The following is a 16312-nucleotide window of genomic DNA, read 5'->3' on the forward strand; positions in this document are numbered from 1 at the left end:
AAAATGCCCTCCAATTAACCTTAAGCCTGTTAATAATGTTAGGAGTAGAGGGTGAGACGCTTATCCTGCGCAGCTTTGTTTAAGACCACAGTTATTATGGGAAAAGGAGGTGTTAACATCAGGAAAATCTTTGAATTCCTGACTAGCTAACATAGACGTTACTGACTTAACCTGTTTATAGCCAGTTTTTAGCAAAAAGGTTGGTGCACGGCCGTAGCTTTTAATGCCAACAATATAAAGCCCCAACTCTGGGTGAGATAGTTCAGCCGAACCGTGCTCAGGGACAGAACCACAACTGTGAAGATTAGGATCAATAAGTGGGCCGAGTTTAACCGGGCTTTGTGTTGCAGGATCAATTGAGGTGCGTAACTCAGATAGCAGTTGAAGGTCGGGGCGAAACCCTGTTGCTGCAATGATCTGATCAACTGGCGGTAGTTCATATGAATGGTTTTTTACAATCAATTTGCCATTTTCAGAGTTGATTTTTTCTATGGCTATATCAGTAAATACCTCGATTTTGCCTGCTTCCAATAGTGTCTGAATATACACTTCGAGTCTTCTACGTTCTTGCAGCTCATCGTTTTCTGGTGAGCGCACAATGTTATCTACGCAAGAGCCGCGTATTCCCCATAAAATACGCATGCCATCCGTTTGTTCAGAGAGTTTGACTAAATCCTGTAATGCGTTAAATGCCGAATGGCCACCACCGATGACAAGTACTGACTTGCCTGCGTACTGTTTACTGCTAGCGCCAAGAATATTAGGCACTCCGTAAGAAATTGATTGTCCCGCGGCAAGCTCTCCAATAGCCGGAATACCATGTGCCCCAAGCCAGTTAGGTGTTTGATAAGTGCCAGAGGCATCGATTACAGCTTGAACAAGGATGTCGCGTTCACCTTCAGCGTCAGAAACACGTACCACGAATGGCGCGCTTTCCCGTCCATTGTTACGCAGAATATCGTGATATTGACGGCTGACGTTTTCAACCCGGGTATTCAAATGCAGGTGCGGAGCAATCGTCTCGTGGGATGCCAAAGGCAGTATATAGCGCTCAAGCAGTTCGCTTCCGGTTGGAAACTCGGTCAGAACCGGTTCGACCCAAGCTTTTTTCTTAAGTAACGAGACCGCTGTGGGATCCATATTGTATGACCAGGGCGAAAACATACGCACATGACCCCATTTCGCTAGGTTGGAACCAGCACAATCACCAGATTCAAAAACAATGGGGGTAAGCCCCGCGTCGAGCAAGTTTACTGCTGCACTCAAACCGATAGGGCCTGCGCCAATGACAGCGATGGGCAAGTTTTCGATAGTGTTATTCATAAATAAACCTCCAAAAAAGTGTTGTTAGTAACAACAATATGGTTAAAAAAATAGTTTAATTGCCGAGTCGGACCCGTGCTGCGACAGTTAGTTTTCCCAAGAGAGCAAGGGCCGCATCGACAACTTCATCAGGGATATCAGATATCATTGATGCCTCTTCTGCGATCAGGCTTTTGTGTATGGTTGCATATAATTCTTGGCCTGCAGGGGTCAGCGACAACTGAACGGCGCGCTGATCAAGGGGATCTAAGGTCTTGAGCGCATAGCCTTTACGTAGTAATGAATCTATTACACGGCTAGTGGTACTTTTATCAAGACACATTTCTTCAGCTAAATCTTTAAGCCTTAAAGGACCACGTTTTACCAGCGTCTCCAACGCATAGCACTGTGCTACCGACACGTTATGACTACATATGCTTTCACGATCACGAAACTGATGGACGCGGATTAGCTGGTTAACCGCTTCGTAAAGTGCTTCTGCGCGCTTGAGTTTTGAATCCATCGGAAAGTCTCTGATTTATGTTGTTAGTAACAACAATATCCTAGAGATCAATTTTCTGCAAGCCTTGGGCTTGTTCAATTACAATTGTATTCTGTTTTTGTCGACTGTAGACAGAGAGTCGTAGCTGATCTGCAAGCTACAAAAAAGGCGATATTCCTATCGCCTTTTAGGGGGGATTAAGCCGCTTTGTTACGGGCTAAGTTGTCAAACTCGCGCTTGAGCACATATTTTTCATCAGTAACAATGGCTTCGAGCACTGCAATTCTTTCCTGCATTGCGGCAAGTCGCTGTTTTAGAGCGTCATTTTCATGCTCAGGTGCAGATACTTGTTTCAGGTCTTTTTTATCTTTCCCTGTTAGTTTAATAATGGTCCAGCAAATGATTGCGATAATGGCGATGGCGGTTAAATTCATAGCGTAGTCTCCTTTGACTGGCATAGTGTTAGCGTATTAGTATGTTTTGCCGTTATAATCTTGTTTTGCATATTCTTAACCAACTTTTATTTTTGTTTAATATCAATTAGTTATGATTTTTGCTGACTGTTGATAAGTATTTATATTAGTTAAAAAAACAACTTTTTGAGCAAATTAACCAATGTTTTGTGTGACCAATAAATGACAACGCTAAATTCGCCAAATGAAATTCAATTACAAGATGAATATTGGATGGATTACGCTCTCACTTTAGCTGACAACGCCTGGGAAATTGGCGAAGTACCCGTAGGTGCGGTGCTGGTTAAGGATAATAAAATAGTTTCCCAAGGTTGGAATCAATCGATTAGTTTAAATGATCCCTCAGCTCATGCTGAAATGATAGCCATTCGAGAAGGGGGGAAGTCGCTAAATAACTATCGCATGTTGGACTGTACCCTCTATGTCACCTTAGAGCCTTGCCCAATGTGTGCTGGTTTGCTTGTGCATTCTCGGATCAAACGTTTAGTTTTTGGCGCAAAGGATTATAAAACAGGCTTCGCAGGTAGTTTAATGAACCTGCTAAACGATGAAAGACTAAATCATCAAATTGAGGTGCAAGGGGATGTTTTGGCTGAACAATGTGCCAGCAAAATATCGGACTTTTTTAAGATGCGACGAGAGCAGAAAAAAGCCCTTAAACAAATAGCGAAAAGCGGCAGTAGTTTAAAGTGATCTCTAGTAAATGTGCCGAACACTAGATCCAATCATTGGTTGTGAGGTTTGTCATTGTGGATAGGGGAATAAACAAAGTGACGAAAATGAATGTGGATTTATAAGTGGACAGTCGTTTGTGAGATATTTACTCGTTATAAAATCAAGCTAAACAACACCGCCGTTTAGCTGAAGCTTTATTTAACTAGCTTCAGCAAAGGACTCTTGTAAGTCAAACTGTTGGAAATTTTGACGTCTATCTAACACTTTTTGATGTACTTTTTTCAACAGTAATCTTCTTCTGCTACTGTTATTGGTCTTCATCTTTTTGGTAAATGTATTTCTTTTTCTCATGGTAACTCCTTAAAGGATTTTTCTCCTATTTCAATTATTAAAACGGGTTAACTAATCTAGACAGCTAACCTCGCCATTAGTTTCAAATTTATTTCAATTGAAACAAATGAATCATGTACACGTGGTTAGCTTGGCATGCAAATGTGACTGCTTTATGACAAGTCAATAAACAGCGAAAACTTCGGATGGTTTAATTTTCTTGCGCTTGAGCTGCGTCTTCAGCTTCATCGAGGGTCTCGGCATCCTGCCCGTCTAGCCAGACTAATGTATCATAATAACGCCTTATGTTGTCAACATAAGTTACAGCTTCGTCACCCCGTGCGTATCCGTAACGGGTAGTTTTATAATATTTTTTCTGACGTAATTGCGGCAAACGTTTCTTTACGTCTATCCACATGTCAGGATTGCCACCTTGTTTTTGAGTCAGTACCCGAGCATCTTCCAGGTGACCTAGTCCTATGTTGTAAGCAGCTAATGCAAACCAAATTCGATCCGGTTCTTGAATGCGAGCGGGGATTCGCGTTAATAAGTTGGCGAAATATTCCGCGCCTCCGCGAATACTTTGTTCGGGATCGAGTCTAGATTCAATGCCCAGATCTTCAGCCGTGGCTAAGGTTAACATCATCATGCCACGCACACCGGTTGGTGATTTGGCGTTTGGATTCCAATGGCTTTCCTGGTAGCTCATAGCAGCTAACAAACGCCAATCTAAACTTTGCGCATGTTGTTCAAACCATTGTCTAAAATTGGGTAAATTGCTTCGTGCAGAGCGGATAAACTCACGCGTATCCACATAGTTAAATTGTCGAACATGACCAAAGTATTTGTCTTCCAATGCCGCCAAAGTGCCATTAGATTGAATTAAACCAAAGTATTCAATCAGCGCTGCCAACAAAGAGTCATCTTGGCTTTTATCTAATGCCCAGGCTACCCCTTGTTCTTTACTGATTGTAAAACCAATGCTTAACTCTGGGTGTCTTCTGCGTAGCACAGCTAAAATATTTGAGTCTACTATGGTGTAGGCAAGTTCGTCGCTTAGCACCATTTCCATTAGTTCTTCTGCGTCTTTGTCGTCCGTTTCCCGCCAAACTAGTTGTGGATGAAATGGTTTGAATTCACGTAATGTTTCAGCATGGCTACTTCCTGCAATAACTAACATTTCTTCGGTTAAATCAGTAGCGCTTCGAGGGCGTTCATTCCCTTGTTTAAACACCACTTTTTGGCTGATGTTTTGATACGCTGGACCAAAACGGAATAAATCTGCACGATCATTGGTGACACTAATCCCTGCCGCGATTAAATCTAAGTGATGATTAGCAAGCTGAGGAAATAGTTCATTCAAGGTGTAGTAGGGGAAGACTTCCAGACGCACGCCAAGATAGTTAGCAAAACCGCTAGCTAATTCATATTCAAAGCCCTCAGGTCCAACAGGACCATTGTAATAGGTTGTCAAACCATAATTGGTTCCAACTTTGAGTACACCTTGGTCTAAGATGCGGGCTAACGTGCTGGATTGTTGCGGTTTTTCACATGCACTGAGTACGAGTAATAGATTCAGTAATAAAAACCGTAAAACTGTCTTCTTCACAGATTCCCTTTAAAAGTGGCTTAATTAGGCCATTGTGACGAAATTGTTTGGATTCATCTAGAGGAATAATGCAATTGACCATTAAAAACTTTCAAATCGAGTGGATTGATGCTTATAAATCGATTGGTTTTACACTATAATTCGCGCCTCAAAACTTCCTAAAAATCGTGAACTTAGCCAGACTAAATGGTCAAGTTCCAGTAACTTTGGTAATAGCCCTATGCTCGTCCTTCGTGGTGCTCCTGCGTTATCTGATTTTCGTGTTGAAAAATTACTTCAACGTTTTACTTCTGCTCAACTTCCCATTACTGAAATTTACGCTGAATATGTACATTTTGCGCAAATTGAATCGGAAATAACCCCACAGCAGAATCAAGTATTATCTCAATTACTCACTTACGGCCCGGCAATTCCTGCCCATGAGCCAGAAGGTGAGCTGATTTTGGTAGTACCAAGACCAGGAACTATTTCACCTTGGTCCTCTAAAGCAACTGATATTGCGCATAATTGTGGATTAAGCGAGGTGAAACGAATAGAGCGAGGCTGTGCATATTATTTAAAATTTGCTGCACAGTTAAATCAAACTCAACATGCCGAGTTACAACAAATTTTACATGATCGTATGACCGAAGCGGTAATGTCTGATTTTGATCAGGTACAAAGTTTGTTCGTGGAAGAGTCTCCCAAGCCATACAGCAGTGTGGATGTGATTGAAGGTGGAAGAGAAGCCTTGAGTACTGCCAATGTAGAAATGGGGTTGGCGCTTGCGGATGATGAAATTGATTATTTGGTGGAAAATTTCCAGCGTTTAGGTCGCAATCCAAACGATATTGAACTTTATATGTTTGCCCAAGCCAACTCAGAGCATTGCCGACATAAAATTTTCAATGCCGATTGGACAATTGATGGTGCTGAGCAGCCTAAATCATTGTTCAAAATGATTAAAAATACCTTTGAGTTAAATCCAGATTATGTGCATTCGGCTTATAGTGACAACGCCGCTGTAATGGAGGGGTGGAAAGCCGGTCGTTTCTTCCCTAACCCAGAATCCCATGAATACGAATATCATCATGAAAATATTGATATTTTGATGAAGGTAGAAACCCACAATCACCCAACCGCTATCTCTCCTTTTTCCGGTGCGGCAACAGGTTCTGGCGGTGAGATCCGTGATGAAGGTGCTACCGGCAGAGGTTCTAAGCCTAAAGCTGGGCTGGTGGGTTTTAGTGTTTCAAACCTCAATATTCCAGGCTATGCGTTGCCTTGGGAAACCGCCTACGGTAAACCAGAGCGAATTGTTAATGCATTAGAAATTATGCAACAAGGTCCATTAGGTGGAGCGGCCTTTAATAACGAATTTGGTCGCCCTAATATTCTCGGCTATTTCCGTACCTATGAGCAACAGGTGAATAGTTTTAATGGCATGGAAGTGCGTGGTTACCATAAACCTATTATGCTAGCCGGTGGACTTGGAAATATTCGTCAATCTCACACTCAAAAGGGTGAGATCACCGTAGGTGCTAAGTTAATTGCCTTAGGTGGACCAGCAATGAACATCGGATTAGGCGGCGGCGCTGCGTCGTCAATGACATCCGGTGAGTCTAATGAAGATTTAGATTTTGCTTCTGTGCAACGGGGTAATCCAGAAATGGAAAGACGTTGTCAGGAAGTGATAGATCGCTGTTGGCAGTTAGGTGACGACAACCCCATTCAGTTTATTCATGATGTGGGCGCTGGTGGGTTATCAAATGCCTTCCCTGAACTTGTTAATGATGGCGGCCGTGGTGGTAAATTTGAGCTTAGAAATGTGCCTAATGACGAACCAGGCATGGCCCCTCATGAAATTTGGTGTAACGAATCTCAAGAACGTTATGTGTTATCTGTAGCGCCAGATAAACTGCCCCTATTTGAATCTATTTGTCGCCGTGAAAGAGCGCCTTTTGCGGTTGTTGGTGAAGCCACTCAAGAGCCACATTTAGCATTACACGACGAACACTTTAACGACTTACCCATAGATTTACCCCTTGATGTATTGTTAGGTAAACCACCCAAAATGCATCGTGATGTGGCATCTAAAACCTCAGTTGGCGATGATTTTAAGGCTGACTCTGTCGACATTAATGAAGCGGCCGTACGTCTTTTACGTTTACCCACGGTGGCAGAAAAAACCTTTTTGATCACCATTGGTGATCGCAGTGTTACCGGTCTCGTTAATCGCGACCAAATGGTAGGTCCGTGGCAAATACCAGTGGCCGATGTTGCTGTTACCGCATCATCCTTCGATAGTTACCAAGGTGAAGCTATGGCTGTGGGTGAACGCACTCCTATTGCTTTATTGAATCACGGTGCGTCAGCGCGAATGGCTGTTGGCGAGTCCTTAACCAATATTGCCGCTGCAGATATTGGTTCACTAAATCGTATCAAATTGTCCGCTAACTGGATGGCAGCAGCAGGACACCCAGGTGAAGATGCCGGTTTGTACGAAGCGGTTAAAGCCGTAGGTGAAGAGCTTTGTCCAGAACTCGGCTTGACCATACCCGTTGGTAAAGATTCCATGTCGATGAAATCCCAATGGCAAGAAGAGCAAGCCGAAGGACAGCAAGATAAATCGGTAACCTCACCGCTATCGTTAATTATTACTGCATTTGGTGCGGTGAAAGATATTCGTAATACCTTGACGCCGCAGTTACGCAGCGACAAAGGTGAATCGGTTTTATTATGTTTAGATTTGGGTGAAGGACGTAATCGCATTGGCGGTTCTTGTTTAGCTCAGGTATACAGCCAGTTGGGTAGTCAAGCCCCTGATGTTTCAAAGCCTAAGCTACTCAAAGGATTTTTTGAGGCTATACAATCTTTAGTCCATCAGAATTTACTATTGGCTTATCATGACAGGTCTGATGGTGGTTTATTCACCACGTTAGTCGAAATGGCCTTTGCTGGACACACAGGTATCGATGTTGAATTAGATAGCCTGAACGGCAATGCACAGTCTGTATTGTTTAACGAAGAACTCGGTGCAGTGGTTCAGGTGACGAAAGCTGACTTGGAGAAAGTAAACCAAGTGCTTAGTCAGCATGGACTTACAGAGGTGACCCATCAGATCGGCACGCTCAACCAATCAGATAGAATAGAAATTAGTTATCAACAACAGAAGGTCATCTCTCAGGAGCGCGGCTACTATCGTTTAATTTGGGCTGAAACCACAGATAAAATGCAGCGTTTACGGGATAACCCTGAATGTGTTGACCAAGAATGGGCAGCCAAGGGTAATCCACAAGATCCAGGTTTGCATTGTGAATTGAGTTACGACATCAATGAAGATGTTGCTGCTCCATATATTTCCAAAGGGCTTAAACCACAAATCGCGATTTTACGTGAGCAAGGTGTTAATTCACAAAACGAAATGGCTGCAGCGTTTAATCGAGCCGGCTTTAATGCCATCGATGTGCATATGAGTGATATTATTGGTCAGAACCTAGGGTTAGATCAGTTTGCCGGATTAGTTGCCTGTGGCGGTTTCTCCTACGGTGATGTGTTAGGTGCAGGTGAGGGCTGGGCTAAGTCCATTCTGTTTAATAACTATGCCCGTGATCAATTTGAACAATTTTTCCATCGTGACGACACCTTTAGTTTAGGGGTTTGTAACGGTTGCCAAATGCTTTCAAACTTAAAGTCACTGATACCAGGTGCCGATTTATGGCCACACTTTGTGACTAACCAATCGGAACGTTTTGAAGCACGGGTTTCCATGTTAGAAGTGCAAGAAAGTAAATCTATTTTCTTTGCTGGCATGCAAGGGTCTCGTTTACCCATAGCGGTATCCCATGGTGAGGGAAGGGCGGAGTTCAAACATACTGGTCATCTTAGACAAGTTCAAAATAATCAGCATGTTGCACTGAAATATGTGGATAACTGGGGCAATGTTACTCAGCAATATCCAGCTAACCCGAATGGCTCACCAGACGGCATTTCAGGGCTTACTTCCAGCGATGGTCGCGCCACTATTATGATGCCGCATCCTGAGCGGGTATTTAGAGCGGTGGCAAACTCTTGGCAAGCAGATGACTGGCAGGAAGATGGTCCTTGGATGAGAATGTTTAGAAATGCACGGGTGTTTGCTGGTTAATTACCCAAAAGCTGGCTGATAAATAATCTTAAAAAGTTGAAAATAAAAGCGCCTAATTTTTTGGGCGCTTTTTTTATTTATGGTAATGGTTCGTTAGATCCTTGATTTAATTAAATAAACCCTTGTCAATTAGAAAAAACGGGTTTAGACTAAAGTCTAATCTAGGTATAGTTATCAGAGATGATCTTTTTACCAAATGGACTTTACATAAACTTACCGACAACAATTACAATTTCAAAATAATAATAAGAGAAATAAAATGAATCGTTCGTCAAAAGGGTTTGGTTTAACTGGTGTTTTTGCCACCGTACTTTTCCTTGTAGTTTTAGCTGTAGTAAGCACCCCCGCAAGTTCACAAACTATTTCTGATCAGAGTAGCATTAGCCAAATTTAGATAGCTTCAAAAATCTTCTGCAGCAACTTCGTTGTTAGCTTCTATGTCATACGTTTTTCAGAAAGTTCTGTAAAAACCTGTCTGCTCGTGTATAAAAACTTAGTCTATTTTTAAATCTAAATTTCCATAAAAATCAATTTATTTCAATATGTTACATATTGGCAATATGATTCAATTCAGCAAGTGAATGGGGGAGTATTGTGTTGTTTTAATGCATAGTGAAGGTAATGACTGAGCTATCAATACTTCTGTGACTGATGTTTTAATTGTGGCTTTATGAACTTCGTAAGCTAGGTTACAAAAGTGTTAGAGAGAATATCTACTTGAGAGAGAGCAATAATCCAACGCCTAAATGCCATTGTGTAAATGCACCTAAGGCGTTGGATTATCGTTGCGTTGACTTAATATTTGCCAACCTTTGGTTTATGGTTTTTTATAGTCAACCACAACCTGTTGTTGTGTTCCAAGGCGTTCAATTCCTAGAGTTATTTTATCACCAGCATTCAAATATACCGGTGGCTTTTGACCCAAACCTACTCCTGGAGGCGTGCCAGTAGAAATGATATCACCAGGTTGCAAACTCATAAATTGGCTTAAATAACTGACAATAAATGCAGGTTTAAAGACCATGGTGCAACTATTGCCGTCTTGGTAACGGCGGCCATTTACTTCTAACCACATGTCTAATTCGTTAGGGTTTCCTACTTCATCACTGGTGACTAACCATGGGCCAATAGGACCGAAAGTATCACAGCCTTTACCTTTATCCCATTGATTGCCACGTTCTAGCTGAAAGCTTCGTTCTGATACGTCATTACACACACAGTAACCCGCGATATGCGCTGGGGCTTCTTCCTCAGTAACATAACTGGCTTCTTTACCAATGACTAATGCTAGTTCTACTTCCCAATCCAATTTAGTACTATTTTTAGGTTTAATGATATCGTCATCTGGCCCACAAATAGCGCTGGTGGCTTTGGTAAATACTTCTGGCTCATCAGGTAGCGGCATACCCGATTCAGCAGCATGATCACTATAGTTAAGACCTATACATATAAACTTGCCCACTTTGCCTACACAAGGGCCAATACGCGCATCTTCAGGCGCTAAAGGCAAGCTACTAAGATCTAAGCCTTTTAGTTTTGCTAAACTTTCTTCACTGAGTGCATGTCCATCAATGTCGTCAACTATGCCTTCAAGACTACGAATTTGATTATTGCTATCTACAATCCCTGGTTTTTCATGTCCGTTTTTGCCAAAGCGTACTAATTTCATTTATTACTCCAATTCATTTTTAACTTTTTCTAATTCTTTATTTGTATTATTTCAGGTTTAGTTATTTAAGGTTACGAAACCACCATCGATGGGGAAGTTAGAGCCGGTGATAAAGGCCGCTTCATCAGAACATAAATAATTTATTAGACCTGCAATTTCTTCTGCATTACCCATGCGTCCAATTGGTTGGCTTTTGGATAATTTATCGAACATTTCATCACGATTATCGGGGTAGTTTTTATCTAAAAAGTTATCCACAAATGGTGTGTGGACTCGACCAGGGGCGATACAATTACAGCGAATACCATCGTTAATGTAGTCCTTAGCAACGGAATATGTCATGGTCAATACCGCGCCTTTGGTCATCGAGTAGGCAAATCTATCTGCGATACCAACCGAGGATGCTACCGATGCTAAATTAATGATCACACCATATTTTCTGGCTTTCATGGCAGGAACAATAGCGGACATTGCGTTGTATACACCTTTAACGTTGACTTGGTATAGCCTGTCTAAGTCTGATTCACTGGTGTTTTCAAGATTTCCAACATGGGCAATACCCGCGTTGTTGATCAAGATATCGATAGCTTGCTCGTCTAGGATAGATTTCGCTACTTGTTGCACATTGGCGTGGTCTGCCACGTTACATTCATGTGCACTTGCTAAACCTTGTTCTGCTTCAATCAGGTTAACGGTTTCCAACGCTGCTTTTTGATCTAAGTCGAGAACAAATACATGGGCTCCAGCAGCAGCTAGACGTAGACATACGCTTCTGCCAATGCCACTTCCGCCGCCAGTTACCAATGCTGTTTTTCCGATTAAATTCTTGTTCATAGTTTGCCCTTTACAATCTCAATAGTGCTAACAGTACCTAGTCTAGGTATTGCAAACGATAAAATTTACTAGCCGTTTTTGACCAAATCTGCTCTTGCTGTTCACTAGTTAGTGAGTCTAGAAAAGCTTCGGTCAAAGCTACCCACTGGGTATAGTCCGTGGCTAGATTAAGTACTGGCCAATCACTTCCCCACATAAGCCGTGAAGCACCAAAGCATTCAAGTAGATGTTGCATGTATGGCACTAACACATCGAAATTGGGGTTATTGCCAGCTTCTGTCACTAAACCCGATAATTTGCAATAGACGTTGGGTCGTTTCGATAAAGCTTTAATATCTTCCGCCCACTGTGCAAACTGTGCTTCAGCGATATTCGGTTTGGCGGCATGATCAATAGCTATTTTCAACTTAGGATATCGATCAACTAAGGTGAGTAATTGCTTTAAATGACGCGGCTTAACTAATGCATCGAAACTTAAATTTAGTTTCATTAAGGCTTCGAATGCAGGGTTAAGCTCCGGTTTCAACATCCAATCATCATCCACGATGTCTTGGATCATGGGTCTTATCCCTTTGAATAAAGGGTTTTTTGATAACCTGACGATATGATAGGGGGCATCTTCGTGTTGCATATCCACCCAGCCCACCACTCCGGCAATGAAGTCGGCATTTTGTGCCAAAGACAACATGTATTTTGTTTCAACCATATCTGGTGCGGCTTGAATAAGTACGGTCTTATCAATGCCTGATTTTTTTAACTCGGGAAGTAAGTCTTCTGGTAAAAAATCCCGATAAATTGCCCCCAGATCTTCTGTTAGCCAATTGTAATGACCCAGTTCACGCTTCCAGAAGTGTTGGTGGCTATCAATACGCATGAGCTAACTCTTCCGTTGATTGGCTTGTGGGGATTGGAGCATTTTGATCTAACAAGTTAGCTGATTTAAGGCTTTGCCAAAACTCATTGGGGATAGCTTGTTTGAACAAACTAATGGTTTTGTCGATTCTGCCAATGTTGCCCAATCCAGGAATCACTGAAACTACACTTGGGTGAGCAAGGGGAAACTGCAAAGCAGCTGCAGCTAGAGTAACTTGGTATTGATCACATAACTCTTCGATTTTGCGCACCCGCTCAATTATTTCTGCTGGGGCAGGAGCATAATTGTAATATGCTGTTCTTTCACCTCTGACACCTGTAGCTAAAATCCCTGAATTATAAGGGCCGCCAATAATAATAGAGGTGTTACGTTCCTGACATTTAGGTAAAAATGTCTGTAATGATTGTTGCTCAAGTAAACTATAACGACCGGCAAGTAAAAAGCAGTCCCAGTCGCCGTGATCCATAGCTTGTTCGCAGACTTGATATTCGTTAACACCTAAACCTATTGCTTTGATAGAGCCTTCACTACGCAACTGATCCATGGCTTTATAGCCACCTTTCATTGCTATAGGAAAGTGTCTGTCGTTGTCGTCACCATGGGTATCTCGGCCAATATCGTGCATATATAGAATATCGATTCTATCCAGTCCAGTACGCTGCAAACTATCTTCAAATGAGCGCATAATACCGTCATAACTGTAGTCGTAGTGTATGTCGAAAGGCATAGGAGACATAAAACCATGTCGCTCTTTGGCATAGCCTGCAGGTTTTAGTATGCGTCCTACTTTAGTGGACAAAACGTAATCTTTACCCTGTAAAGGGCGCAGTGCATCGCCAGTGCGTCTCTCGCTCAGACCTTGGCCATAATGAGGGGCCGTATCAAAATGACGAAAACCTGCCTGCCATGCGGCGCTTAATACTGCTTTAGCATCTTCTTCACTAATGGGTTGATAAAGATTACCCATGGGCGCACAGCCAAAACCTAACGTATCTACCTCAAGTTCAGTGTTGCCAACCCGTCTTTTGGGGATAACAGGGGAGTTGTGCGTAGTATTCATCGGTTTAGTCCTTCACTAAAAACGTCGAAAGATCTGCGACATTTGCGCAGCCCAATTGGTTCATAACTTGTTCAAGTTGAATTTTAAGACAGTTAATAGTGTGTATACCACCTTTATTGCCTAAAGCGCCTACACCATAAACAAAAGGTCGTCCTAAAAAGGTAAAGTCTGCCCCGCATGCTAAAGCCGACGCAATGTTAGTACCTGAACGTAAACCACTATCCATAAATATTTTGATATTCTTGGCATATTTTTCAGCCGCTTTTTGTAGCGGCACTACAGGAGACTCCCCAACGTCTAATTGACGAGCACCATGATTAGACATAACGACTGCATCAGCACCTAGTGTTATGGCAGCCTCAACATCTTCTTGGTTGATCAAGCCTTTTATTACCAAAGGCCCTTTCCAAAAATCGCGAATCGGTTTTAAGCCTTCGATATCGACTCTACCCATAACCGTTTTGTTCATAAATGCCGCCAATTGATCTGTCGGCATATTTTTAGGCATATAAGGTTTGAGCGTCTGCATCTCAGGTTTGCCAGCCAATGCAGTTGCCATTAACCAGTTAGGGCGTGACAACATTTGCACGATGTTAGAGACAGTCATTTTGGGTGGCATAGCCAATCCATTTTTCATGTCTCGTGGTCGGTAACCAAAGGTAGGTACATCAACTGTGACGACTAGCACTTTATAACCAGCATGCTTGATTCTAGACAATAGATCTTCACGAATTTTTTGATCCGTTGGATTATAAAGCTGATACCAAGCTTTGCCTTCAGATATTTCTGCAATGTTCTCCAAGCTTGCTGAAGAAACGGTGCTTAATATGTAAGGCACATTCAAATCGGCAGCGGCCTTGGCCAGAATTTCAGGCGCTTTGGGCCACATTAATCCTTGAAGACCAATAGGCGCAATACCAAAAGGTGCATCGTATTTGTGGCCAAAGAGTTCAACAGACATGTCCGATTTATCAAATTGTTGTAACAATCGACTGCGTAACTGTACTGCTTGAATATCGCTACGGTTGCGTTGTAAGCCAATTTCTTCGTGACAACCGCCTTCCAGGTAATCAAAAGCAAATTTGGGTATTCGAGTCTTAGCTCGCGCTTTTAACGTTGCAACATCAGGCAAAGTGGGATCAAAAAAATCGTTCATTACGAAGCCTGTTTTATAGTCTTATTGTTTAAACGTTTTTGCCACTGTGCGCCAGTAGGGTAGGTGTAATCATCAATGCTTTGCTGATACATTTCGATACTATAGCCTGGTTCAGTTGGTGCAACATACGCCCCGTTTTTAATCACACAAGGATCAATGAAGTGCTCGTGTAAATGGTCGACGAACTCTACAACTCTATCTGTCAAATCAGCAGAAATATGTACATAGTCAATCATTGATAAGTGCTGAACGTATTCACATAAACCTACGCCTCCAGCATGCGGACAAACTGGTTTGCCATATTTAGCTGCTAGCATATAAACGGCTAAAATTTCATTAACACTTGCTAAACGACATGAGTCAATTTGCACTATATCAATGGCGTCATTGGCGATAAATTGTTTGAACATAATTCGGTTGTGGCAGTGCTCACCAGTAGCAACCTGAACATCACCGATGTTTTCTTTGATTTTCTTGTGGCCGAATACATCGTCTGGACTAGTTGGTTCTTCAATAAACCAAGGAGAAACATGAGCTAATTTGTTAACCCAATCAATAGCTTGGTCAACTTCCCATATTTGGTTAGCGTCAATCATTAACTTAACGTCTTCGCCTATTACATCACGGGCGATTTGACAGCGTCTAATATCACTATCTAAATCTTGTCCGACTTTTAATTTTATGTGTTTAAAGCCCTGATCCAACGCTTCTCGGCAAAGTCTTTTGAGTTTCTCATCACTGTAGCCTAACCATCCCGCTGAAGTAGTATATGAAGGATAGCCATTTTCTTCTAGATACTGAATTCGTTCCGCTTTCGAGTCTGCATTAGCGCGCACTATATCTAAGGCTTCATCTCGAGTAAGTGCATCTGAAAGATATCTAAAATCGATACAATTAACGAATTCTTCAGGGCTCATGTCAGCCAATAAACGCCATAAAGGTTTGTTGGCGTGTTTTGCCCACATATCCCAGATTGCATTCATCACACCACCAATGGCCATATGAATAACACCTTTTTCGGGGCCTAACCAGCGCAACTGGCTATCAGAACGTAAACAATCATAGAACTCATTTATATTTTGAATAATTTTATTGAAGTCTTTACCAATAACTAAGTGCTCTAAAGCTTTTATTGCTTCACAACAAATGTCGTTACCACGTCCAATGGTAAAAATTAAGCCGTGGCCTTTATTACCTTTATCAGTGCTGATAGTTAAGTATGCAGCAGAGTAATCAGGGTCTTTATTAATGGCATCAGAGCCATCTAGGGATTCAGATGTTGGGAAACGAATATCGTGGGTTTCCAACGCTATTATCGTATTGGCAGATGGGGTGATTTCGCTCATAATTTCCTCGTGTTTTAAATATGAAATATTAGTTTATAAGTAAAATATAATGGCGACTGTTCGTATTGTCAATCATTTGTTAACAAAATAATTACAGAAATAACGTATTGGTTGTCACAATTTGTCGATAACGTTCAAATTCACAAACCCTTACCAATGTGACTTTTATCCAAGTCAATTAGGCAATCTTCACCTTTATGCCACTAACCGCTTTCTACCTATTAAGGTTATCTCAAGCCTTTTCAGGATTAATCTAATTATACATTAATGTTATATATGAAATCTAATTGTATATTTAAAATATCTTGAACATGTTAAAATTTTGTGTGATTATTTTTGTCGTTTTGTTGGTGAAA

General features: G+C 41.8%; 14 protein-coding genes. 3 read left to right on the top strand and 11 right to left on the bottom strand.

The genetic code is table 11. The annotated features are described in order from the left end of the window. Positions 1–60 precede the first annotated feature (60 nt). The 3 genes from ABJV04_RS07785 to ABJV04_RS07795 all read right to left on the bottom strand — a co-directional run bounded on the left by ABJV04_RS07785 (position 61) and on the right by ABJV04_RS07795 (position 2238). Complete coding sequence (locus tag ABJV04_RS07785; RefSeq protein WP_348490865.1) at positions 61–1323, bottom strand: NAD(P)-binding domain-containing protein; 1263 nt, start codon at positions 1321–1323, stop codon at positions 61–63. Between the two features lie 55 nt (positions 1324–1378). Next, positions 1379–1825 carry a MarR family transcriptional regulator gene (locus ABJV04_RS07790; RefSeq protein ID WP_348490867.1) on the bottom strand — a complete coding sequence of 149 codons (447 nt, stop codon included), beginning with the start codon at positions 1823–1825 and terminating at the stop codon, positions 1379–1381. A gap of 176 nt (positions 1826–2001) precedes the next feature. Beyond that, positions 2002–2238 carry a hypothetical protein gene (locus ABJV04_RS07795; RefSeq protein ID WP_348490868.1) on the bottom strand — a complete coding sequence of 79 codons (237 nt, stop codon included), beginning with the start codon at positions 2236–2238 and terminating at the stop codon, positions 2002–2004. 201 nt (positions 2239–2439) lie between these two features. Here ABJV04_RS07795 and tadA point away from each other — a divergent pair, with 201 nt between their 5' ends. Further along, entirely contained in the window at positions 2440–2970 is a 531-nt protein-coding gene (tadA, locus tag ABJV04_RS07800; protein ID WP_348490869.1) for a tRNA adenosine(34) deaminase TadA, read from the top strand. 180 nt (positions 2971–3150) lie between these two features. On the opposite strand, the gene ABJV04_RS07805 is transcribed toward tadA, so the two are convergent. Then, positions 3151–3303 carry a hypothetical protein gene (locus tag ABJV04_RS07805; RefSeq protein ID WP_348490871.1) on the bottom strand — a complete coding sequence of 51 codons (153 nt, stop codon included), beginning with the start codon at positions 3301–3303 and terminating at the stop codon, positions 3151–3153. Between the two features lie 190 nt (positions 3304–3493). Then, positions 3494–4891, bottom strand: a complete 1398-nt coding sequence (mltF, locus tag ABJV04_RS07810; RefSeq protein ID WP_348490873.1) for a membrane-bound lytic murein transglycosylase MltF — start codon at positions 4889–4891, stop codon at positions 3494–3496. Positions 4892–5111: 220 nt separating this feature from the next. On the opposite strand from mltF, the gene purL reads away from it, so the two are divergent. After that, the gene (gene purL / locus ABJV04_RS07815) at positions 5112–9017 is read left to right on the top strand and encodes a phosphoribosylformylglycinamidine synthase (protein ID WP_348490875.1); all 3906 of its coding nucleotides are present in this window, start codon (positions 5112–5114) and stop codon (positions 9015–9017) included. 259 nt (positions 9018–9276) lie between these two features. Next, positions 9277–9411, top strand: a complete 135-nt coding sequence (locus ABJV04_RS07820; protein WP_348490877.1) for a hypothetical protein — start codon at positions 9277–9279, stop codon at positions 9409–9411. A 423-nt stretch (positions 9412–9834) separates the two neighbouring features. Here ABJV04_RS07820 and ABJV04_RS07825 read toward each other — a convergent pair whose 3' ends face one another. From ABJV04_RS07825 to ABJV04_RS07850, 6 genes are read right to left on the bottom strand one after another with little or no spacing between them, the layout of a single operon-like run. Then, on the bottom strand, positions 9835–10686 hold the full coding sequence (locus ABJV04_RS07825) for a fumarylacetoacetate hydrolase family protein (protein ID WP_348490878.1): 852 nt from the start codon (positions 10684–10686) through the stop codon (positions 9835–9837). 57 nt (positions 10687–10743) lie between these two features. Continuing rightward, positions 10744–11520 (bottom strand): glucose 1-dehydrogenase, encoded by a 777-nt coding sequence (locus ABJV04_RS07830; RefSeq protein ID WP_348490880.1) that lies wholly within the window; start codon positions 11518–11520, stop codon positions 10744–10746. 37 nt (positions 11521–11557) lie between these two features. Further along, positions 11558–12394: an amidohydrolase family protein gene (locus ABJV04_RS07835; protein WP_348490882.1), complete on the bottom strand. Its 837-nt coding sequence runs from the start codon at positions 12392–12394 to the stop codon at positions 11558–11560. After that, entirely contained in the window at positions 12384–13454 is a 1071-nt protein-coding gene (locus ABJV04_RS07840; protein ID WP_348490883.1) for an aldo/keto reductase, read from the bottom strand. Before ABJV04_RS07840 ends, ABJV04_RS07835 begins: the two co-directional genes overlap by 11 nt. Before the next feature lie 4 nt (positions 13455–13458). Next, positions 13459–14610, bottom strand: coding sequence for an alpha-hydroxy acid oxidase (locus ABJV04_RS07845; protein ID WP_348490885.1), 1152 nt, complete (start codon positions 14608–14610; stop codon positions 13459–13461). Further along, complete coding sequence (locus ABJV04_RS07850; protein ID WP_348490886.1) at positions 14610–15956, bottom strand: L-fuconate dehydratase; 1347 nt, start codon at positions 15954–15956, stop codon at positions 14610–14612. The genes ABJV04_RS07845 and ABJV04_RS07850 overlap by 1 nt, the downstream gene beginning before the upstream one ends. Between the last annotated feature and the right edge of the window lie 356 nt (positions 15957–16312).

The organism is Aliiglaciecola sp. (genome assembly GCF_039982535.1).
Lineage (GTDB): Bacteria > Pseudomonadota > Gammaproteobacteria > Enterobacterales > Alteromonadaceae > Aliiglaciecola.

Bases quoted from the DNA above. Each gene is read 5' to 3' on its own strand.
- ABJV04_RS07850 (WP_348490886.1), bottom strand. From the start codon at position 15,956: ATGAGCGAAATCACCCCATCTGCCAATACGATAATAGCGTTGGAAACC.
- tadA (WP_348490869.1), top strand. From the start codon at position 2,440: ATGACAACGCTAAATTCGCCAAATGAAATTCAATTACAAGATGAATAT.
- ABJV04_RS07825 (WP_348490878.1), bottom strand. From the start codon at position 10,686: ATGAAATTAGTACGCTTTGGCAAAAACGGACATGAAAAACCAGGGATT.
- ABJV04_RS07790 (WP_348490867.1), bottom strand. From the start codon at position 1,825: ATGGATTCAAAACTCAAGCGCGCAGAAGCACTTTACGAAGCGGTTAAC.
- ABJV04_RS07835 (WP_348490882.1), bottom strand. From the start codon at position 12,394: ATGCGTATTGATAGCCACCAACACTTCTGGAAGCGTGAACTGGGTCAT.
- ABJV04_RS07845 (WP_348490885.1), bottom strand. From the start codon at position 14,610: ATGAACGATTTTTTTGATCCCACTTTGCCTGATGTTGCAACGTTAAAA.
- purL (WP_348490875.1), top strand. From the start codon at position 5,112: ATGCTCGTCCTTCGTGGTGCTCCTGCGTTATCTGATTTTCGTGTTGAA.
- ABJV04_RS07795 (WP_348490868.1), bottom strand. From the start codon at position 2,238: ATGAATTTAACCGCCATCGCCATTATCGCAATCATTTGCTGGACCATT.
- ABJV04_RS07830 (WP_348490880.1), bottom strand. From the start codon at position 11,520: ATGAACAAGAATTTAATCGGAAAAACAGCATTGGTAACTGGCGGCGGA.
- ABJV04_RS07785 (WP_348490865.1), bottom strand. From the start codon at position 1,323: ATGAATAACACTATCGAAAACTTGCCCATCGCTGTCATTGGCGCAGGC.
- ABJV04_RS07805 (WP_348490871.1), bottom strand. From the start codon at position 3,303: ATGAGAAAAAGAAATACATTTACCAAAAAGATGAAGACCAATAACAGT.
- ABJV04_RS07840 (WP_348490883.1), bottom strand. From the start codon at position 13,454: ATGAATACTACGCACAACTCCCCTGTTATCCCCAAAAGACGGGTTGGC.
- ABJV04_RS07820 (WP_348490877.1), top strand. From the start codon at position 9,277: ATGAATCGTTCGTCAAAAGGGTTTGGTTTAACTGGTGTTTTTGCCACC.